The sequence below is a fragment of the Rhodobacter xanthinilyticus genome (genome assembly GCF_001856665.1).
Taxonomy (GTDB): domain Bacteria; phylum Pseudomonadota; class Alphaproteobacteria; order Rhodobacterales; family Rhodobacteraceae; genus Rhodobacter; species Rhodobacter xanthinilyticus.
In genome coordinates this window covers 1016084-1035348 of record NZ_CP017781.1, presented here as the reverse complement: position 1 = coordinate 1035348, position 19265 = coordinate 1016084, and the positions used below count along the sequence as shown (strand labels likewise).

The following is a 19265-nucleotide window of genomic DNA, read 5'->3' as shown; positions in this document are numbered from 1 at the left end:
AAGGGTTAACGCGCGAGCGCCGCGACCCGCGCCGCGAGCGCCTCGAGCGCCGCATCCGGCAGGCCAAGTTCGCGCAAATGATTGGCAGTATTGAACAAATAATCCCGGTTCGGGCCGCGCGTGCCCGCCGCGCTGGCGATGATCCGGGCCTGTTCCTCGGCGTCAAGCTGGCAATATTGCGGCCCCGCGCGGTCGATCACATAGCTGATCGCGGAAATCGTCTCGCCGCTCTCGCAGCTCAGCTCGAGCCGCCGTTCGAGATAGGCATAGGAGATCAGCTCGCGCGCGCGGGTTTCGGCGAGCACCCGCTCGGCCTCCGCCGGCGCCACTCGGAACGCGAGCCCCGCGCAGCGCGCGCCGGGCGCTGCATCGAGCGCCAGCACGAGCCCCGGCGCCTCCGCGGTGCCGCGAAAATGGATCGAGCGCATGCAAAAGCTGCGCTGCCAGCCGATCGCGACCGCGCGCCGCACCTCGGCGGGCGCAAACCCCGGATCCCAGATCAGCGATCCATAGCCGAAGATCCAAAGCGCATCGCTCATCGTGCTGGCCCTCCCCGCGCCTCAGGGATAGCCTCTCGGCAGCCGCGCCATCAAGGGAGAAGCGCGGCGTAAGGGGGTAGGCAATGCGCGGATTTTTCGGGGTGATCGCGGTGGCGGGGCTCGCGGGCGGCTATTGGGCGGCGGGGACGGCGGCGCTCGAAAGCGCGCTCGGCGCGGCGCAGGAGAGCGGGCGGTTCCGGGTCGAGGCGCTCAGCCCGAGCCAGCGGCCGGACCGTTTTGCCGTGGCAATGACGGCGCCGGCGCTCGCTGATCCGGGGGCGGAGCTGGCGGTGCGGGCGGCGGCGGCCGATCTCTGGGCGCCGCTCTGGAACCCGCTATCCTGGCATCTCGACGCCCGTGGCAAGGTCGACATTCTCTATCAAGGTCAACTGGTTACGGTCGATCATCAGGGGCTTTCCGGGGCGGTTCGCGCGCGCCCGGGCCTCGCGCTGCCGCTGGCGCAGGCGCGCCTTGCGCTGCGCGAGGCGCGGCTCGGCGGCCCGGCGGGCGCGGGGCTCGGGGTCGGTGCGCTCGAGGTCGATCTGCGCGCCACCGACACCCCGGCGCGCTACCATCTGAGCGGCGTGGCCCGCGATCTCGCGCCGCCGCCCGAGGCCCTGCCGCAGGGCGCCGGCCTGCCCGCCCTGCCCGCCCGGATCGAAACCCTCGCGCTCGAGGCCGATCTGACGCTGAGCGCGCCGATCGCCCTGCGCGCCGGCGCCGCCCCGGCCCTCACCGCGCTCGATATCGGGGCGGCCAGCCTGGCCTGGGGGCCGCTCACCGCCGAGGCCTCCGGGCGGCTCGAGATCGACGCCACGGGCGCGCCCAGCGGCACGCTCCTCGTGAAAACCGCAAGCTGGGAGGGCTGGCTCGCGCTCCTTGAGGCCGAGGGGCTGATCCCGCCGGAGCGCGCGGGGCTCCTGCGCTCGGTCGCGGCGGGGCTTGCGGCGCAAAACGGCGGCGTGCTCAGCCTGCCGCTCGGGCTCTCGAAGGGGCAGATGAACCTCGGGCCCGTGCCGCTCGGGCCCGCGCCGCGGCTGCGCTGATCACTTGCAATAGGCGCCGTAGTTGTAGCGCGCGGTGTCGACGTGGATGTGATCGCGGTGGAACGCATCCGATTTCGGGCCGAGCACGGTGCCGAAGGTGCCGCAGGCCGAGCGATGCACCGCCTGCAAGATCTTGCCCTCGCGCCGCCAATCGGCCTCGACGGTGATCACCTTGCCATTCGCCAGCGTCAGCCCGCGCAGGTCGATCGCCTTGCCGCGGCCATGTTCGGAGATCTTGGCGCCCGCCTGACGGTTGCGCCCCCGGCAGGCATAGGAGCCCGCGATCTCGAGCCGCGCGAGGCCCCCGCCGGCGCGCCCCACCGCCGGGATGATCCCGCGATCGACCCATGTTTTCAGGGCCTTGGCGGTGTTGCAATCGACCGTCGCCGGGATCGAGAGCGGCACGCCGGCGACCGAGGTGAGGCGCACGCCATTCTCGAGCCCGCAGCCCTCCAGCTCGCCCGGGATCGCCGGAACCGCGACGCCTATGAGGCCGGGCGTGCCGCAGACCATCCCCTTCGCGCCGGGTTTTCCGAGCTTGAGCGGCACCGAGGCGCCCGACATGGTGACCTGTGGCGCGGGCGCCGTCGCGGCGGGCGCGCCGCTTTCGGGGCGGGGCATCGGGCGCGGGCTCGCGGCGAGGATCGTCAGCGTGCCGTTCGGCTCGGCCGCCACTTGCGGGGCGGGCGCGAGCGGGGCGGGCCGGGCCGCGCTGATCGCGCTTGCGGCGAGCGAGGCGCCCGCGAGCGGCGAGGGAACCGGATGCGGCACGGCGGCCAGATCGGGCGCGGCCTCGGCCGGGCGGTGCGGGTTGGGCAGCGGGCGCGGGCTCGTGGTGGGCGGCTCGGCCTGCGCCACCCCGGCCATCACGAGGAGCGCGGCCAGCACCGCCCGGGCGCGCATCAGCGGCTCTCACCCCCGGGCGCGCCGCGGCCGAAATCGGGCGCCGCGGTATCCTGGCCGGCCTCGATGATGCCGCGCCGGATCGCGCGGGTGCGGGTGAAATAGTCGTGCAGCATCTGCCCGTCGCCCATCCGGATCGCGCGTTGGAGCATGAACAGCTCCTCGGTGAAGCGGCCGAGAATATCGAGCGTCGCATCCTTGTTGGTCAGGAAGACATCGCGCCACATGGTCGGGTCGGAGGCCGCGATCCGGGTGAAATCGCGAAAGCCCGAGGCCGAATATTTGATGACTTCCTCGTGTGTTACGCGGCGCAGGTGGTCCGCCACGCCGACCATCGTATAGGCGATGAGGTGGGGCGTGTGCGACACCACGGCGAGCACGAGGTCATGGCGCGCGACCTCCATCTCGTCGACATTCGCGCCGATGCCGGTGAGGCAGGCTTTTAGCCGCGCGAGCGCGCCCGCGTCGGTCCCCTCGAGCGGCGTGAGCAGCCACCAGCGGTTGCTGAAGAGCGCCGCGAACCCCGAGCGGGGGCCGGAATGTTCGGTCCCGGCGAGCGGGTGGCCGGGGATGAAATGGACATGCGCAGGCAGATGCGGGCCCACCGCCTCGACCACCGCGGCCTTCACCGAGCCGACATCGGTCACCGTGCAGCCGACCGCGAGATGGGGGGCGATTTCCGCCGCGATCGCGCCCATCGCGCCGACCGGCACGCAAAGCACGACGAGATCGGCGCCGCGCACCGCCTCGGCCGCCGTCTCGAAGACCTGATCGCAGATCCCGATCTCGAGCGCCGCGGCGCGGGTCTCCTCCGAGCGCGCATGGCCCCAGATCTCGCCCGCGAGCCCCGCCTTGCGCAGCGCATGCGCCATCGAGGAGGCGATCAGCCCGAGCCCGATCAGCGCGACCCGGTTGTAGCCCGTCATGCGGTTGCACCCGCCTTGAAGAGCCCGATCATATGCGCGACGCGGCGGCAGGAAGGTTCGTCGCCCACCGTGATCCGCAGGCAATGCGGCAGCCCGTAGCTCGCCACGCGGCGCACGATCAGCCCGTCTCGCTTGAGGAATTCATCGCAGGCGATCGCCTCTTCCTCGGAGCCGAAGCGCGCGAGGATGAAATTCGCCGTCGAGGTATCGGAGGGCACGCCCTTTTCGGCGAGCGCCTCGGCAAGCCAGCCGCGCAGCCGGGCGTTGTCGTCGCGGCAGCGGTTGATCCAATCCTGATCGCGCACCGCGGCCTCGGCGGTCTCGAGCTGCGCGGTCGAGAGGTTGAACGGGTCGCGGATCCGGGCGAGCACGTCGATGATGTGTTTGGGGCCATAGCCCCAGCCGATGCGCAGCCCGCCAAGCCCGTAGATCTTGGAAAAAGTGCGCGTCATGAACACGTTGGGCAGCCGCGTGGCGAGCTCGGCGCCGCCGTCATAGCCCTCGACATATTCGGCATAGGCCCCGTCGATCACCAGGATCGCCTGTTTGGGCAGGCCGTTCGCCAGCCGTTCGAGCTCGGCCAGGCCGATCATCGTGCCGGTCGGGTTGTTCGGGTTGGCGATGAAGACGAGCTTGGTCTTCTTGCCGCAGGCCTTCAGGATCGCGTCGACATCGGTGGTGCGCTCGCGCTCGGGCACCGCGACCGGGGTCGCCCCCGCGCCGAGCGCGGCGATCTTATACATCAGGAAGCCGTGTTCGGTGAACACGACCTCATCCTTCGGGCCGGCATAGGCGTTGACCAGCATGCGGATGATCTCGTCCGAGCCGACGCCGCAGATGATCTGGGCGGGGTCGAGCTTGTAGACATCGCCGATCGCCTGGCGCAGGCTGGCGTGGTCGGTCGAGGGGTAGCGGTGCAGCTTGTGGGCCGCGCGCGTGAACGCTTCCTTGGCTTTGTCCGAGGGCCCGAACGGGTTCTCGTTCGAGCTCAGCTTCACCGCATCGGTGACCCCCGCCACATGCGAGGCCCCGCCCTCATAGAGAGCGATCTCCATGATGCCGGGTTGCGGGCGAATGTGATCGTTCATGGTCTTTTCCCCAAGTGTCGCGGGCTTTCTAGCGGGCGGCGGGGCGCAAAGCCAGCGCGATCTTGCCGGGGGTGTAACGAAAAAGGGCCGGGAAACCCCGGCCCTTTCGCAAGATCGTTTGATCTGAAAGATCAGTTCTTCGCGTAGAATTCGACGACGAGGTTCGGTTCCATGACGACCGGATAGGGCACGTCCGAGAGGCCCGGGGTGCGCACGAAGGTCGCGGTCATCTTGCCGTGGTCAACCTCGAGGTAGTCCGGCACGTCGCGCTCGCCCGATTGCGAGGCTTCGATCACCAGCGCGAGCTGACGCGATTTCTCGCGGATGGCGATCACGTCGCCTTCTTTCACGCGGTAGGACGCGATGTTGACGCGCTTGCCGTTGACGGTGACGTGGCCGTGGTTGACGAACTGACGCGCCGCGAAGACGGTCGGGACGAATTTCGCACGGTAGATCACGGCGTCGAGGCGGCGCTCGAGCAGGCCGACGAGGTTCTCACCGGTGTCGCCCTTGACGCGTTCGGCTTCGCCGTAGATGCGGCGGAATTGCTTTTCGGTCAGGTCGCCGTAGTAGCCCTTGAGCTTTTGCTTGGCGCGCAGCTGGGTGCCGAAGTCCGACAGCTTGCCCTTGCGGCGCTGGCCGTGTTGGCCCGGGCCGTATTCGCGCTTGTTCAGCGGCGACTTGGCGCGGCCCCAGATGTTCTCGCCCATGCGGCGGTCGATTTTGTACTTGGCAGACGTGCGTTTGGTCACGGCTGATCTCCTTCTGACGTTTCGAAGGGCGTTGTCCTCCTCCCTCGGCCTCATCCGCGAGGCTTCGGGCGACAGGTTTCCCCTTGCGGGGTCCACCAACACCAATGATACCGCCGGCACGAGGGCGCCGTCGGGATGGCGGGCTTATACAGGGCCGGGCGGGGCTGTCAAGCGGGATGGGGCGCGCCCCCGGGGCTGGCGGGATGGGGGCTCCGCCCCCGGGCCTCGCGGCCCTCCCCCGGGATATTTCGGCATCGTTGAAGGGAGGGGGGCTTCAGGCGGCCAGATCGTGGCGCAGGATTGCGGCTTCGGGGGCGGTGAGCATGCGCCGCGCGAAGCCGCCGTAGGACATCGGGTCTTGCGCGAGATCGGGCATCAGCGCGAGCAGGCCGGCGCGCTGATCCTCGGGCACGAGGCTGAGCGCGGTCGCGCCGGGGTGGAAGCTCTCGGTCTCCATGCCGTTGGCCCAGAGCACCTGGTGGCGGCTGAGGAGGATATGGATATAGCGCAGCCGCGGCAGGCCCTGTTCGATGCGCACGGCGCGGCCATCGACCAGATCGCAGGCGCGCACCAGCACCTCGTCTTCGTTGAAGAGCGCGCGGGCTTGCGCGCCGCGCAGGAGCATCCGGTGTTGGGGCGAGACGAGGAGATCGCCCTCGGGGCGGCCGATGCCGAAGGCGCCGGCGCGGATCCGCACCGGGCGCAGCTCGGGCATCGCGTAGAGCCGCGCGCCGGTCATCGCGCGCCCGCCCGTCCACAGGATCTGTTGCGCGCCGTCATCGCGGGTGGTGACCCAATCGCCGGGCGCGAGCGCCTCGACGGGGCGCTTGCCCTCGGGGGTGTCGATCAGCGTGCCGGGGGTGAAGCAGATCACGCCCGGCGCCTCGGCGCGGCTCAGCGCGGGGCGCAGGTCGAGCCCGCAATCGACGATCCAGAGCTCGGCGCCGGCGGGCGGCACATGGCCGGAGAACATCAAGAGCCGCGCCGCGCTGTCGGGAAGCTCGACCAGCGTCACCACCCAGGCGCGCAGCCCGTCGGTCACGGTGAAGCTCTGCTCGGGCGTGGGGTCTTCGCCGAGATCGGGCGCCGCCGCCCCCTCGAGCGCCGCGCCCATCAGCCGGCGCACCATCCGCGCCGCGCGGGCGCGCAGCTCCGCCTCGCCCTCGGCGCCGGTGAGGATGAGAAGGTCGCGCGGGCCATCGACGCGCACCGCCTCGCCGCGCCAGCTCCAGCCGGCGCCGACCCGCACCGACGAGAGCGGGGCGGGCGAAAGCCCGTCAATTTCCGTTTGCGCCCACGAGATGACAAACGTGCCCTGATAGCCCGTTTTCATTGCCTGTATGATCCACTGCCGCACTGCTTTGGGTCTTGTGACCCTTGATTATTCGACCACGCTAACATGGGCGAATCGGCTTGTGAATCCCCAATCGAATCGCTCCGAAGAAATTTTCGCGGGCGGCAGACCGGGCGGTTTCAGAAGTTCACGCGCAGCCGCAGCGAGCCCAGAACCTGCCCCTCGGGCTGGCCCTCGAACTCCTCCGAGAGCCAGGTGACGCCGTAGAACACCCCCATCATGCCGAGCCGCGCATCGACGCCGGCGCGCAGCCGCGCGCGGGTTTTCTCGGCCTCGACCCCATCGGCGGCGGGGAAATAGCCGCTGTCGAACACCCGCGCGACATCGGCGCCGAGCGTGAAGGCCGGGCGCGGATCGCTCTCGCCGGAGATGCCGACATAGCGCTGGCCGGTGGTCTCGTCGCGCAGCCACAGCGCGCCGATCTCGCGCGCGCCAAAGCTCAGATCGACGCCCGCGCGCAGCAGATCCTCATCGCCCAGCCGCGCCTCGGCGAAGGGGCGCAGCTCGGCCCGGCCGAGCGCGAGCGGGCGCCCGATCTCGCCCGAGAGCACCGGGTAGAGATGGTTGGGGAGCTGATTGGCCGCGACCACGGGGCGGGGCGAGCTGAAGATCCGGTGCAGATCCTCATGAAGGCCCGAGACCCCGGTATCGGGGCCCACCGCGACGAGCCCGGCGCCGAGACGCGTCTCCAAGCCTTTGAAATCAAAGTAGGTATTCGCGCCAAGGTGCAGCCGCCCGGCATAGCGCCGGTCGCCCGGCGGCGGGCTGCGCAGATCCGAGGGCGCGATGATCGAGGAGCCGATGCGATATTCGATCACCTCGAGCGGCGCGGCGGGCATCGCCCCCTCCCAGCCGGTGCCGCGCACCACCGAGATGGTGTAAGAGCCCGTCTGCCAGCGGTCATCGCCGTCGCCCAGATGGTCGTTGTTGAACAGCCGGCCATAGCCAAGTGTTTGATATCCCTGCCCGAAAGGCTCCGCCACCGCGGGCGCGCAAAGGCACATCAGGGCCAGCGCCCCGGAAAGGATCTGTTTCAACATCGACCTGCTCGTCTTTCTTTGCTTGGCCGGGCGACCTTTGGGCCGCGCCGACGGGCGATTCTTGGCCCCAGCCGGGGCATGGGGTCAATATGGCGACGAAATCGGGCCAGATTTTGACCGCGCCGCGCCCGAGTTTACCGCCCGGCGCGGCGTTTTTGCCACAAGCGCTCAGCGCGCGGCGCGCGCAAACCACCCCGCGACCGGCGCCGCGACGCCCGTCGGCTGATCCTCCTCGAGCACGCGCCACACGCTCCCCTCCATCGGCGCGAGCACCGCGTCGCGGCCCTTGGTGAAGCTCTGCTCGCGCACCACCTCGCGATAGGCGACATCGAGCGCGCGCGCCCGGCCCGCATCGGGCAGGATCAGCGCCGCAAGCCCCGCGCCCCCGGCCCCGACCGCCTGCGCCGCCGCCGGCGCGAGCGCGTTATCGGCGAGCCACTGCGCGACCTCGGCCCGCGTCGCGCCCAGATCATCGGCCCCGCCATTGGCGCGCAGGTAATGCGCGGCCTCCGAGGTGCCATCGGCCCGGATCAGATCGGCGCCGCCGTCAAAGCCCCTCTGGCTCCAATGATACCACCCCGCGCGGAACGCCTCCGCCCCGAGCTTGCGCGGGAAGGCGAAGGTATCGTCATCGGTCGCGCCGATCCCGCCATGGCAGCCCATGCAAAACACCGTCTCCTCGAAACTTTGCGGCCGCAGATCGCCCGCCGCATCCTCGATGAAGCCCTGCAACCGCCAGCCGGTGCCGTTCGAGATCCCCTCCTCGGCCGAGCCGAAGAACTGCGCCAGCCGATCGGGGAAATCGCGCCGCTCCTTGGCATCGGCATGGGCGGCATCCTCGCGGTCGTAATAGCTCTGCCAGCGGGTCTTGCGCATGTAGCGCAGCTCCTTCATCCGCGGCGCCATCTGGCCGGGCGCCTCAGGGCTCAGATAGCGCACCGAATGGAGAAACTCGGTGCCGAGCGGGTAGAGCCCCGCCGCGATCGGCGCCTCGGCGGCGGGCAGCGTGGCCGCCTGCCCCACCCAGCGCATCTCGCGCCCGGCGAGCGGATCCCAGTCGAAGGCCACCTTCTCGGCCCGCCCAAGCCGCCCGTCGCGGTCGAGATCGAGCCCGAGCGGCGCCTCCTCGGTGGGCGCAATGGCGATATCCGCGCGTTTGATCAGCGCCTCGGTGATCGCGAGGTTGAGCTTGTAGATCGCGCGCGAGGGCGTGCCGTCCGCCGCCCGGCGATAGGCCTCGGGCAGGCGGATCATCACGTCATCGGTCGAGCCGCTCATCGGCCAGAAGCTGCCCGGCAGCGGATGATAGGCGAAGGCGCGCCAGCCGCTCTCGCGGCCATCGGGGCCGCGGTCGAACCCTTCTTCGTCGAAATCGAACCAGATATCCGGCACATAGCCCGCCCATTTGCCATCGCCGTCGCTATCCCAATCGGCGGGCAGCGCGGCGAGTTTCTCGGCCAGCGCGATCTTGCCCGACGGGCTGCGGTAATTGTCCTGCGCGACCCAGGCGTCGATCTCGGGCGCCGGCGTGGTGGCGATCGCGGCGCGGCGGTCGGCGAAGAGGTTCGTCCAGGGGTTCACCCGCGCCGGCGCCGGGAAGGCATAGACCGTCTGCAAATCGGCATCGGCGGTGTAATTGGGCGCGCGCGGCAGGACGTGGCAGGTCTGGCAGGGGTTGTGCACCGCGCCCGCGGCATCGGTCGTCTTGGTATAGCATTGCGGCGGGATATGCGCCGAGCGGTTGGAGAGCGTGGTCGCCCCCAGATCGAGCGCCTGCGCGCCCGAAGCGGCGGTCAGCGTGGCGAAAAGCAGGGCTAGTCGGGTCATGGCGTCTCTCCGGGATGGAAAAGGGGGCCCCGGGCGGGGCCCCCTCGCAAGGCTCTGCGCTTACTTCGCCAGCGCCGGGAACGGGCCGATATAGCCGACATAGGCCTGCGCATCGGCGGCATCTTGCAGCTTGTCCTCATCGGATTCGCCGTAGGGGTGCTGCACGACCGCCATCAGATAGCCATGGCCGTTCACATCCGGGTACCAGTAGGGCGAGGTGGTTTCCGAGCCGTAGGGCGTCGAGAACACCCGCGTCAGCGCGGCGGTCTCGAGGTTCATCGACCAGATCGCGTCGTTCTGGTGGCCCTCGCCGGTATCCTCGCCGATGATCAGCGTGTTGTAGCCGGGGATATAGGTCAGGTTGTCGGGGTTCGCGATGCCGTCGATATCGCATTCATTGCCGGCATACTCCGAGCCTTCCGGGTAGGTCAGCGGCTTGCCCGCGACGATCGCCTTGGCCGAGGTCGCCTGGAAATTCTCCGCCAGATCAAGCTGGTAGACCGCGCCGCACGCGTTCTTGGCGAGGCGGATGTCGTTGCGCCCGCCCTTGTCCTGCTTGGAGCCGTCCTCCATGCCCTTGGCGATTTCCGACATCGCCAGATAGACCTTGTTGTGATCGCCGTCATAGGCGATGCCTTCCATCTTGCGGAACTCGGTCGTGGCGCCGAGCATCGAGGCATAGCGGCGCGTCTCGAGCCGCGAGGCGAGCATCTCCATGCCCGGCTTGACCTTGAGGCACTCGGCCTGACCCTCGGCATTGGCGGAGGCAAAGCCCTCCGGGCAGGAGCCGTCTTCGCCGATCTCGGCGGTCTCGAAGAGGTCGGAGAACTTGATCCCCTCCTCGACGGCCTTGGTGACGGTGGCGTCATCGGCATGGCCGAGGTCGATCCAGCTCAGATCGGCCGCGCCCGCGCCCTCATCCGAGGTCTGGGTCCATTTCGCGGCGTAGAGCTGGCCGGCCGAGAGATCGCCTTCCTTGTCGGCCACGAACATGAACAGGCCCACATTGGTGCCGTCATCCGAGATATAGGCGGTTTTCTGGTCGGGCATGACCTTGGCGAGCTCGACCGCGACGCGGCCCATCGCATGGTGGCGCACCGGGGTGGCGGTGCCGTCCTCGGTCACGGTGACCTCGACGGGCGCGCCGTAGCGATAGGGCTTGTAGGCCGCGCGGAACGCCTCGAGATCCATCTTCGCGGGCTCGACGCCCTCGTAGCGGACCATCGTGAAGGGGTAATCATCGAGCTGGTCGAGCGCGGTCGCCTCTTCGATGGCGCGCGCATCGGCGGGGTATTCCTCCGAGCCGAGATGGGTTTCCCACGGCGTGACCGAGCCCGCGCAGGGCACCCAAAGGCCGTTGAGCGCCGAGAAATCGACCGGCTTCGAGGAAACGACCGAGAGCTTGCCCTCGGCGTCCTGCGCCAGCTCGCTCAGATACATCGCGCCCGGGCGCGATTCGAAATGGGTGAGCGAGAAGAGCTTCGCGCCGACCTTCAGCAGCGAGGTGAAATCGGCGCTGTTGGAGATGATCTCGCTGCCGTCTTCGGCCTTGAGCACCGCGCCGTCGCGCCCGGTCAGCGCCCCGAAGGCGGTCTGGCCGAATTTCTCGCCCGAGCGGGCGAAGGCGGTGTAGCCGATCGGATAGGTCTTGCCGTCGATGGTCACTTCGCTCGAGGCGAGAACGGCGCGCTTGGCGGCGTCGTCGGCGGCGAAGGGCACCGGCGCGAAGGCGAGCTCGCCCGCTTGCGCGGCGAGCGGCAGGAGCATGAGCGCGGTGGCGGAGAGCAGATGGCTGCGCAGCTTCATGGGAGGGTCCTCAAAGGTTGTTGGCTGGCCCCCCTTTGCCAAAGCGATGCGTCACACCCGTGACAATTTGCGAAAAGTGATCCGCCTGCCGTTGCGTCAGCCCGGCCGCCCCTCGCGCTGCGCGCCGAACCCGTCCCGCTCCGCGCCGAACAGGAACTCGGAGAGATCGCCGGGCGGCAAGGGCTTGTGCAAGACCGTCACCCCCGCCGCCGCCGCGCGCCGCAACAGCGCCTCGGAGCGGTCGGCGGTGACGAGCCGCGCGGCAAAGGGCCCGACCATCGCCGCCAGCCGCCCGAGCGTCTCGATCCCGTCGAGCCGCCCCTCGCCGAGCTGAAAATCGACAAGCGCCCGGTCGGGCACCAGCCCCGTCGCCTCGATCAGCTCGAGCGCCTCCTCGCCCGAGGCCACATCGAGCACGCTCGCCCCCCAGGTCTCGAGCAGCTGCACCATCGCCTGACGCAGCCCCGGGTCGTTCTCGACCAAAAGCACGACGATCTCGCCCGCCTCCGGGTCGCGCGGGCCGGCATCGGGGGCGACCTTGTCGAGCCCGGGCGCGGCGGCGGGCGCAAGGCGCAGCCCGAGCGTGAAGGTGGTGCCCCGCCCCGGCGCCGAGCGCAGCCCGAGCGGATGGCCCAATAGCGCCGCCGCGCGCTCGACGATGGCAAGGCCGAGCCCCATGCCGACCGCCGCCGAGGAGGCCTGATGGAGGCGCTGAAACTCGCGGAAGATGATCTCCTGATCGGCCTCGGCGATGCCCGGGCCGCTGTCGCGCACCTCAACGACAAGCTGCCCGCCCCGGCGCCGGCAAAGCACCGCCACGCGCCCGCGCAGCGTGTAGCGCACCGCGTTCGAGATCAGGTTTTGCAAGATCCGGCGCAGATAGGCGCGGTCGGAGATCACCACCGCTTCGACCGGCCGGATCACCAGCTCGATCCCCTTGAGCGCGGCGCTTGGCGCGAATTCATCGGCGAGCGCGCGCAGAAGCGGCCCGAGCGCCAAGGGCCCCGGCTCGACCGCCGCCCGCCCCGCCTCGAGGCGCGAGATATCGAGCAGCGCGCCGAGGATCGCCTCGACCGAGCCGAGCGCGTTTTGCGCCTTCTCGAGCGTGGCGCGCGCCGCGGGCGCGATCGCATCATCGCCCATCGAGGCGAGATAGAGCCGCGCGGCCGAGAGCGGCTGCAGCAGATCATGGCTCGCCGCCGCGACAAAGCGCGAGCGCGAGGCATTCGCCCGCTCGGCGCGCCCGAGCGCATCCTCGAGCTCGAGCGTGCGCTCCATCACCCGCGCCTCGAGCGTCTCATTGGCCTGCGCGAGCGCCTGCAACGCGCCGCGCTCGGCGGTGACATCGGCCAGCGACATCACGAAGCCGCCGTCGGGCAGCTCCTGCGCGAAGAGCTCGTAAACCTGCCCGCCCTCGCGGCTGAGCTCCATGCGCAGATGATCGCGCCGGCGCGCGCGGCGCACCCAATCCGAGAGCCGATAGGCGCTCAGCCCGCTCGGGAAGAGGAACTGATCGCGCACCTGCTCGAGAAGCGTGTCGAAATGGATCCCCGCCCGCAGCCGCCGCCGCGGCAGCGTGAGCAGATCGGCCAGCCGCTCGTTCCAGCCCAGAAGCTGGAGCCGCGCATCGAAGATGCACACGCCAAGCGGCAGATGTTCGAGCGTGGCGCGCAGGATCCTGGCCTGATCGTCGAGCATCCGCCCGCGCTCGCGCCGCTCGGCGCGGATCAGATCGGTGACCTCGGTCTGCAAGATCACCGTGCCGCCCTCCTGGGTGCGGTGCTCGGAGACCTGCACCCAGCGGTCGTCGCCCATCTGCTGGGTCAGGATGAAATGATGGCTCTCATGGCGGCGCGCGCGCATCTCGATCCAGTCGGGCGGGCTCATGCCGGCGGGCATGCCGAGGAAGGCCGAGCCCGCGACGATGCGCAGATAATCCGAGAAATGCAGCCCCGGGACCATCTGCGGGCGGATATCAGCCAACAAGATGTTGTAGCGCGAGTTGCACATCACCAAGATGTCGTTGGCGTCAAAAAGCGCAAACCCCTCCTGGATCGTCTCGAGCGCGGCGGCGAGGTTGGCGCGCGCGGCCTCGATCTCGCGGTTGGCCTCGGCCAGACGCGCGTTCGAGGCGTTGAGCAGATCGAGCGCGCGCTCGAGATCGCGGGTGCGCTCGCGGACCTGCTCCTCGAGCACGGCGGCGCGCTGGAACTGCGCATAGCCCGCGCCGCGATCCTCGGTGATCTCCTCGGCATGGCGCATCAGGGCCCCCGCGATCACCCGCAGCTTCTCGTTTTGCCGCGCGAGGCTGTCGGCAGGGTCGACGAGCGAACGCGCCATGGTGGCAAAATCCGGGGCGGTCATCGGCGCGCCTCGGTGGGGTAAAAGGCAAAGCCGGTCAGCGTCTGGTTGACATGCATCGCCCCGATCTGCTCGCCATAGGTGGAAAAGCCGGTGACCCGGTGGCGCGCGAGGATCTCGGAGACCGCCCGCGCGCGCTGGCGCCCGGTGGCCTCGATGCGCCGGAAGATGCAGTCGAAGCCGAGGATCGCCGAGGGCGCGCCGCCCGCGGCCAGATCGGCCAGCGCCGCGTCGAGATGGGCCGCGATATCGCCCGGTTCGGCCAGCGTCAGCACCAACCCCTCGGCGATCGCGGCGAAGAAGATCAGCGCGCCGCTCGCATCCACCCCCTGGATCGCGCGGACATGGTGGCGCCCGCCCGCCCGCGCCAAAACCGGATGCGCGGCAAAGACATAGGGCGAGAGCGCCTCGACCGGCAGCCCGAGCAGGCGCGCATATTCGGCCGCGGCGGGCTCGTCATTGATCCGCGCCACGGCCCGGCGCGCGGGGTCGGCGGCGGTGACCACCATCCGCGCCTCGGTCGGGCGCATGTGGTCGATCGAGAAGGGCCGCACCTCGCAGCGCCCGCGCACGAGGCTGAGCGCGGCGGCGTTTTCCCAAAGCCGCCCCCCCGCCCAGATCAGCGAGCGGCGAAACAGCCCCCCGTCGCCCGCCGAGCCGCCGATCAGCGGCACCGCGCCGAGCGCGCCTGAGAGCGCGCCGACGAGTTCATCCTCGCGCCCCGAGAGCCCGTCGACCAGCAGCACCGCGAATTCGCTCGCCAGATCGGCGGCGCGCAGCCCGAGCCCCTGACGCGCGCGCAGCACCTCCGCGATCAGCCGCCGCGTGTCGAGCCGGTCGAGCTCGGGCACGACGATCATCTCGACATCGAACCCCGCCCGCGGCAGCGCGAAGGCGAGGATCTGGCCCTCGGCATAGCCCGCCTCGGTGATCTCGCCCGCCGTGGTGCAGCCGACCACCACCGCGCGCGGATATTGCGCCGCCGCGCCCCGGCACAGCGCCTCGAGATCGGCCTCGGGGCTCGCAAAGATCGAGATCTGCGCGAAGGGCCCGGGCCCGAGCCCCGCCGCGAGCGTGGCAAAGGCGCCCGGGTCGGCAGCGCGCGCCGAAGCGGTGACCGGACAGGCCTGCGCGGGGCAATTGGCCGCACGCGCCGCCCCTGCGTGAGGGTCGCTGATCGTCTCCATGATGTCCTCCCGGGCAGGAGCTTAGCGCGCGCCCCAGTCCCCCGGCAATGCCCCCGTCGATTGCGCCTCGCGCGCGAGCAACACCGCCTGGGTGCGGCTGTAGACGCCGAGCTTGCGCATGATCGCGGTGACATGGGCCTTCACCGTGGTCTCGGCGATCGACAGATCAAAAGCGATCTGCTTGTTCATCTTGCCCGCGCAGATCTGCTCGAGGATGTTGGCCTGCTGGCGGGTGAGCTGGCTCAGCCGCCGGATCGCCTCCTCCTGCGCGCCCTCGGGGGCCGCGGCCTCGAGCGCGGCGCCCGCGCTTTCGGGCACGAAGACCTCGCCCCGCGCGATCGCGGCAAAGGCCGCGCGAAAGAGCTCGCGGCGCGAATGTTTGGGCACGAAGCCCGCCGCCCCCGCCGCCAGCGCGGCGCGGATCACCCGCGGCTCGTCGAGCGAGGAGACCACGATCACCGGCCGCTCCGGCGCGGCCTTGCGCAGGCTCATCAACCCCTCGAGCCCGTTCACATCGGGCAGGTTGAGATCGAGCACGATCACATCGGGCGCCGCGCCGCCCTCGATCAGCGCCAGCGCATCGGCGAGGCATTCGGCCTGCTCGAGTTCCTCGATCCCCGCCACCGCACGCAAGGTCATGCCCAGCGCATCGCAAAACAGCGGATGGTCATCCACGATGAGCGCGCGCCGCAGCTCGCCGCAAGCAAGCGGACCGGCGGGCGGCGCGATCGGGGCGGGGTCGGTCTGTTGCATGGGCTCGTCCTGTCTGTCTCGCCGATTGTGCGGGGCTCCCCTCACTCTAGCAACCCCCTTTGCGGCGCCATACTGTGCTAAAGTCTAGGGTCAGGACCCATTGATTTCCTAGGGATGGCATGATTCACGGTTCGAAAACGAGCGGTGAACATGTCTGATCTGTTTTGGCTGACCGACGCCCAGATGGCGCGTCTTGAGCCCTTCTTTCCCAAGTCACACGGCAGGCCACGCGTCGATGACCGACGTGTGCTGAGTGGGATTATCTTCATCAATCGCAACGGCTTGCGGTGGCGGGATGCCCCCATCGCCTACGGTCCACACAAGACGCTCTACAACCGTTGGAAACGATGGAGCGACAAGGGCATCTTCGCGCGAATGATGGCCGGTCTGGCTGCCGAGCACAGCGAGACGAAGACCGTGATGATCGACGCGACCTACCTCAGGGCCCACCGAACAGCGACCAGTTTGGGCGTGAAAAAGGGGGGCGTGGACGCCTGATCGGTCGGACGAAGGGCGGCATGAACACTAAACTGCACGCTATCTGCGACAGCCAGGGCCGGCCGCTCAACCTCTTCGCCACCGCCGGACAAGTCAGCGACTACATCGGCGCGCGAGCGCTGCTCAGCAGCCTGCCGAAGGTCGATTGGCTGCTCGGCGATCGGGGGTATGATGCCGACTGGTTCAGAGAAGCATTGAAAGACAAGGGGATACGCGCCTGCATCCCTGGCCGTAAGCAGCGCAAGAAGGCGGTGAAATACGACAAGCGCCGCTACAAACGCCGGAACCGGATCGAGATCATGTTCGGCAGGCTAAAGGATTGGCGACGCGTTGCGACACGATACGACAGGTGTCCGAAGGTCTTCCTGTCTGCCATCGCCCTCGCAGCAACCGTCATCTATTGGTTATGTGTCCTGACCCTACCTCTGCTTCCTCAGGAGGATGCGCGAAGGTTTTCTGGCTGCATATCACGACGGATTGAGTGACGCCCTCCCCGTCTGGGTATGGTGCGCAGGTCAGATCAGATATCGTGGGCACGGCAACGAGACTTTTGAGAACGGATTCTGCTTTCGTTGCTTTCCATTCGATGGAACGATCGAAGTTGCCCCCAATGAAATGAACTACGATCGACAGCTTTTCTGACTTCGCCCCGCCGCGCAGGAAAACGGCGCGAGGGTTTCCCCCCGCGCCGCGCGGTCTGGTCTTGCCGGGCGCGCTCAGTTCGCCGCGAGCTGTTTGGGCAGTTTGAACGTCCAGACCATGCCGCCCTGGTTGAGGTAGTTCACCTTCTTGGCGACCTCGCCGCCCCAGAGCGGAACCGCGCCGCCCCAGCCCGACATGATCGAGACATATTGCTCGCCGTCCTGTTCCCAGGTGATCGGCTGGCCGACGATGCCCGAGCCGGTCTGGAACGACCACAGCTTCTCGCCGGTTTCATCGTCGAAGGCGATGAATTCGCCCTCGGGGGTGCCGGTGAAGACGAGCCCGCCGGCGGTGGTCATCACGCCCCCCCAGAGCGGCGCGCCGTTCTTGTATTCCCATTTCACCTCGCCGGTCACCGGGTCGATCGCCTTCAGCGAGCCGATGTAATCCTCGAAGAGCGGTTTGATCGTGAAGCCCGCGCCGAGATAGGCCGCGCCCTTCTTGTAGCTGATCGGCTCGTTCCAGATATCCATGCCCCATTCGTTCGAGGGCACATAGAAGAGGCCGGTCTTCTGGCTATGGGCCATCGGCATCCAGTTCTTGCCGCCGAGGAACGAGGGCACCGCGAAGACCTGCTGGCCCTTGCCGCCTTCGGCCGCGGCATCGGGGGCGCCGGGGCGGTTGTCTTCGTTGTAGATCGGCCGGCCGGTTTCATCGATGCCGCTCGCCCAGGTGATGTTCTTCACGAAGGGGTGGGCGGCGACGAATTTGCCGTCCTCGCGGTTGAGCACATAGAAGAAGCCGTTGCGGTCGGCGGTGGCGAAGCGCTTGTTGCCGTCCTTGTCGGTGAAGGCCACGACCTCGTTCACGCCGTCGAAATCCCAGCCCTCGCGCGGGGTGGTCTGGAAGTGCCATTTGATCTCGCCGGTGGCCGGGTCGATGCCGACGCGGCTCGCGGCATAGAGGTTGTCGCCCTTGTTGCCCTCGACGGGCGTGCCGGCGTTTCGCAGGTGGCTGTTCCAGGGCGACGGGTTGCCTGCGCCGAAGATCAGCGTGTTGGTATCGGCATCATAGGAGCCGCCGAGCCAGGTCGCGCCGCCGCCGGTCTTCCACAGATCGCCCGGCCAGGTGGCGTTGAGCGTGCCGGTCATCGTCGAGGGCTCGCCCTTGAAGGTGCCCATATGGCCTTCGATCATCGGCCGCGTCCAGACCATCTCGCCGGTCTCGGCGTCGCGCGCCTGCACCTCGCCGACGATCCCGAACTCGCCGCCCGAATTGCCGGTGATCACGAGCCCGTTCACGATCAGCGGCGCCGCGGTATAGCTGTAGCCTTCCTTGTAATCGGCGATCTTCTTGTTCCACTTGACCTTGCCGGTCTTCAGATCGAGCGCGATGATCCGCGCATCGAGCGTGCCGAAGTAGAAATTGTCGCCATAGATCGCGCCGCCGCGGTTGATCACGTCACAGCAGGGCAGGATCCCCTCGGGCAGGCGGGCGTCATATTGCCAGGCTTCCTTGCCGGTCTTGAGGTCGATCGCATAGACGCGCGAATAGGAGCCGGTGATATACATCATCCCGTCATGGACGAGCGGCTGGCTCTCCTGGCCGCGCTGTTTCTCGCCGCCGAGCGAGAAGGCCCAGGCCGGCACCAGGTTCTTGACGTTGTCCTTGTTCAGCGTCTCGAGCGGGCTGTAGCGTTGCAGGTTGCGGCCCATGCCATTGGTCAGAACGTCGCTGACGCTGGTCTGGTCGTTGAGCAGGTCTTCCTCGGTGACGCCGGCGCTGGCGGCCGTGCCGAGGCAGGTGATGGCCACGACGGCGGCCATGACGAAACGATTCATGTGGTGTCCTCCCGGTTCTCCCGTCCGGCGCCTTTGGGCGGCGCGCGAACCCTGGCGCCAGTATCGGCCCGGGCGCGCCGCGCGGTATATTGTCCATTGGTCTTACGACCCCGGCGGGCTTGACAGCCGCGCAACGAAAAGGGCGCGCCCGGCCGCCGCCGCGCGCGCCCTTGAGGGCCGATGGGCCCCGCTTACTTGGCGAGCAGGCTTTCCAGATAGGCCACGATGAATTCCTGCACCGTCGGGTCGGTGATGCCGACATGGCGCATCTTGGTGCCCGGCACGAATTCGTCATTGGCCTCCATCCAGGCCTTCAGCGCCCCCGGCGTCCAGACAAAGCCCGCCCCCTTCAGCGCATCCGAATAGGGATAGCCCTCGAAAGTGCCCGCGCGGCGCCCGACCACGCCATCGAGCAGCGGCCCGTAGCTCTTCTTGTCGGCCTCGACCGAGTGGCAGCGATGGCAGGTCGCGTCGAACAGCATCTTGCCGGCGGCGACCTTCACGGTCTGATAGGTATCGGCCTGCGCGGGCGCACAAAGCGCGGCCAGCGCGGCAAAGGTCAGCGGGGCCGCGAGGCGGCGAAACGGTCTGGCTCGCATGGGTCTACTCCTGTCATGGTCTGCGCCGGCATGAGGGGGCCGCGCGCGCAGCTCCTCCCGGCGGCCAGCCTAGCGCCAAGCGGCGCCCGCGCGGCCCTAGACA

15 protein-coding genes and 1 pseudogene are annotated in these 19265 nt (G+C 69.0%); 2 read left to right on the top strand and 14 right to left on the bottom strand.

All coding sequences use genetic code 11. From position 1 onward, the window contains the following. Positions 1 to 5: 5 nt before the first annotated feature. Positions 6 to 539 (bottom strand): gamma-glutamylcyclotransferase, encoded by a 534-nt coding sequence (locus tag LPB142_RS05130; RefSeq protein ID WP_068767617.1) that lies wholly within the window; start codon positions 537 to 539, stop codon positions 6 to 8. 83 nt (positions 540 to 622) lie between these two features. Here LPB142_RS05130 and LPB142_RS05125 point away from each other — a divergent pair, with 83 nt between their 5' ends. Beyond that, complete coding sequence (locus LPB142_RS05125; RefSeq protein ID WP_071165714.1) at positions 623 to 1585, top strand: DUF2125 domain-containing protein; 963 nt, start codon at positions 623 to 625, stop codon at positions 1583 to 1585. On the opposite strand, the gene LPB142_RS19515 is transcribed toward LPB142_RS05125, so the two are convergent. From LPB142_RS19515 to LPB142_RS05070, 11 genes are all read right to left on the bottom strand, one after another. After that, a complete protein-coding gene (locus tag LPB142_RS19515; protein WP_071165713.1) occupies positions 1586 to 2488 on the bottom strand; it encodes an extensin-like domain-containing protein in 903 nt (300 codons plus the stop codon). Next, positions 2488 to 3414, bottom strand: coding sequence for a prephenate/arogenate dehydrogenase family protein (locus tag LPB142_RS05115; RefSeq protein ID WP_071165712.1), 927 nt, complete (start codon positions 3412 to 3414; stop codon positions 2488 to 2490). The genes LPB142_RS19515 and LPB142_RS05115 overlap by 1 nt, the downstream gene beginning before the upstream one ends. Then, positions 3411 to 4502, bottom strand: coding sequence for a histidinol-phosphate transaminase (gene hisC, locus LPB142_RS05110; protein ID WP_071165711.1), 1092 nt, complete (start codon positions 4500 to 4502; stop codon positions 3411 to 3413). The genes LPB142_RS05115 and hisC overlap by 4 nt, the downstream gene beginning before the upstream one ends. 131 nt (positions 4503 to 4633) lie before the next feature. Then, positions 4634 to 5254 (bottom strand): 30S ribosomal protein S4, encoded by a 621-nt coding sequence (gene rpsD, locus LPB142_RS05105; RefSeq protein ID WP_068767622.1) that lies wholly within the window; start codon positions 5252 to 5254, stop codon positions 4634 to 4636. A gap of 274 nt (positions 5255 to 5528) precedes the next feature. Further along, positions 5529 to 6587 (bottom strand): Hint domain-containing protein, encoded by a 1059-nt coding sequence (locus LPB142_RS05100; protein WP_068767623.1) that lies wholly within the window; start codon positions 6585 to 6587, stop codon positions 5529 to 5531. Positions 6588 to 6727: 140 nt separating this feature from the next. Continuing rightward, positions 6728 to 7648 carry a lipid A-modifier LpxR family protein gene (locus LPB142_RS05095; protein WP_071165710.1) on the bottom strand — a complete coding sequence of 307 codons (921 nt, stop codon included), beginning with the start codon at positions 7646 to 7648 and terminating at the stop codon, positions 6728 to 6730. Positions 7649 to 7816: 168 nt separating this feature from the next. Further along, positions 7817 to 9475 (bottom strand): hypothetical protein, encoded by a 1659-nt coding sequence (locus LPB142_RS05090; RefSeq protein WP_071165709.1) that lies wholly within the window; start codon positions 9473 to 9475, stop codon positions 7817 to 7819. 60 nt (positions 9476 to 9535) lie between these two features. After that, positions 9536 to 11281 carry a PhoX family protein gene (locus tag LPB142_RS05085; RefSeq protein WP_068767626.1) on the bottom strand — a complete coding sequence of 582 codons (1746 nt, stop codon included), beginning with the start codon at positions 11279 to 11281 and terminating at the stop codon, positions 9536 to 9538. Positions 11282 to 11377: 96 nt separating this feature from the next. Beyond that, a complete protein-coding gene (locus LPB142_RS05080; protein WP_071167134.1) occupies positions 11378 to 13621 on the bottom strand; it encodes a hybrid sensor histidine kinase/response regulator in 2244 nt (747 codons plus the stop codon). 20 nt (positions 13622 to 13641) lie between these two features. Next, a complete protein-coding gene (locus tag LPB142_RS05075) occupies positions 13642 to 14829 on the bottom strand; it encodes an FIST N-terminal domain-containing protein (RefSeq protein WP_071165708.1) in 1188 nt (395 codons plus the stop codon). 21 nt (positions 14830 to 14850) lie between these two features. After that, positions 14851 to 15582 carry a response regulator transcription factor gene (locus LPB142_RS05070; protein ID WP_068767628.1) on the bottom strand — a complete coding sequence of 244 codons (732 nt, stop codon included), beginning with the start codon at positions 15580 to 15582 and terminating at the stop codon, positions 14851 to 14853. A gap of 150 nt (positions 15583 to 15732) precedes the next feature. On the opposite strand from LPB142_RS05070, the pseudogene LPB142_RS18365 reads away from it, so the two are divergent. Then, positions 15733 to 16487, top strand: a pseudogene (locus LPB142_RS18365) (IS5 family transposase); the annotation flags it as partial. Between the two features lie 309 nt (positions 16488 to 16796). Here LPB142_RS18365 and LPB142_RS05055 read toward each other — a convergent pair. Together LPB142_RS05055 and LPB142_RS05050 are read right to left on the bottom strand one after the other, a co-directional pair. Further along, positions 16797 to 18563 (bottom strand): PQQ-dependent methanol/ethanol family dehydrogenase, encoded by a 1767-nt coding sequence (locus tag LPB142_RS05055; protein ID WP_071165706.1) that lies wholly within the window; start codon positions 18561 to 18563, stop codon positions 16797 to 16799. Between the two features lie 191 nt (positions 18564 to 18754). Continuing rightward, positions 18755 to 19162 carry a c-type cytochrome gene (locus LPB142_RS05050; protein ID WP_068767926.1) on the bottom strand — a complete coding sequence of 136 codons (408 nt, stop codon included), beginning with the start codon at positions 19160 to 19162 and terminating at the stop codon, positions 18755 to 18757. Between the last annotated feature and the right edge of the window lie 103 nt (positions 19163 to 19265).

What these genes read in the sequence shown, in the direction of transcription:
- LPB142_RS05130 (WP_068767617.1), bottom strand. Translation starts at nt 539, where the DNA reads ATGAGCGATGCGCTTTGGATCTTCGGCTATGGATCGCTGATCTGGGAT.
- LPB142_RS05125 (WP_071165714.1), top strand. Translation starts at nt 623, where the DNA reads ATGCGCGGATTTTTCGGGGTGATCGCGGTGGCGGGGCTCGCGGGCGGC.
- LPB142_RS19515 (WP_071165713.1), bottom strand. Translation starts at nt 2,488, where the DNA reads ATGCGCGCCCGGGCGGTGCTGGCCGCGCTCCTCGTGATGGCCGGGGTG.
- LPB142_RS05115 (WP_071165712.1), bottom strand. Translation starts at nt 3,414, where the DNA reads ATGACGGGCTACAACCGGGTCGCGCTGATCGGGCTCGGGCTGATCGCC.
- hisC (WP_071165711.1), bottom strand. Translation starts at nt 4,502, where the DNA reads ATGAACGATCACATTCGCCCGCAACCCGGCATCATGGAGATCGCTCTC.
- LPB142_RS05100 (WP_068767623.1), bottom strand. Translation starts at nt 6,587, where the DNA reads ATGAAAACGGGCTATCAGGGCACGTTTGTCATCTCGTGGGCGCAAACG.
- LPB142_RS05095 (WP_071165710.1), bottom strand. Translation starts at nt 7,648, where the DNA reads ATGTTGAAACAGATCCTTTCCGGGGCGCTGGCCCTGATGTGCCTTTGC.
- LPB142_RS05090 (WP_071165709.1), bottom strand. Translation starts at nt 9,475, where the DNA reads ATGACCCGACTAGCCCTGCTTTTCGCCACGCTGACCGCCGCTTCGGGC.
- LPB142_RS05085 (WP_068767626.1), bottom strand. Translation starts at nt 11,281, where the DNA reads ATGAAGCTGCGCAGCCATCTGCTCTCCGCCACCGCGCTCATGCTCCTG.
- LPB142_RS05080 (WP_071167134.1), bottom strand. Translation starts at nt 13,621, where the DNA reads ATGGCGCGTTCGCTCGTCGACCCTGCCGACAGCCTCGCGCGGCAAAAC.
- LPB142_RS05075 (WP_071165708.1), bottom strand. Translation starts at nt 14,829, where the DNA reads ATGGAGACGATCAGCGACCCTCACGCAGGGGCGGCGCGTGCGGCCAAT.
- LPB142_RS05070 (WP_068767628.1), bottom strand. Translation starts at nt 15,582, where the DNA reads ATGCAACAGACCGACCCCGCCCCGATCGCGCCGCCCGCCGGTCCGCTT.
- LPB142_RS05055 (WP_071165706.1), bottom strand. Translation starts at nt 18,563, where the DNA reads ATGAATCGTTTCGTCATGGCCGCCGTCGTGGCCATCACCTGCCTCGGC.
- LPB142_RS05050 (WP_068767926.1), bottom strand. Translation starts at nt 19,162, where the DNA reads ATGCGAGCCAGACCGTTTCGCCGCCTCGCGGCCCCGCTGACCTTTGCC.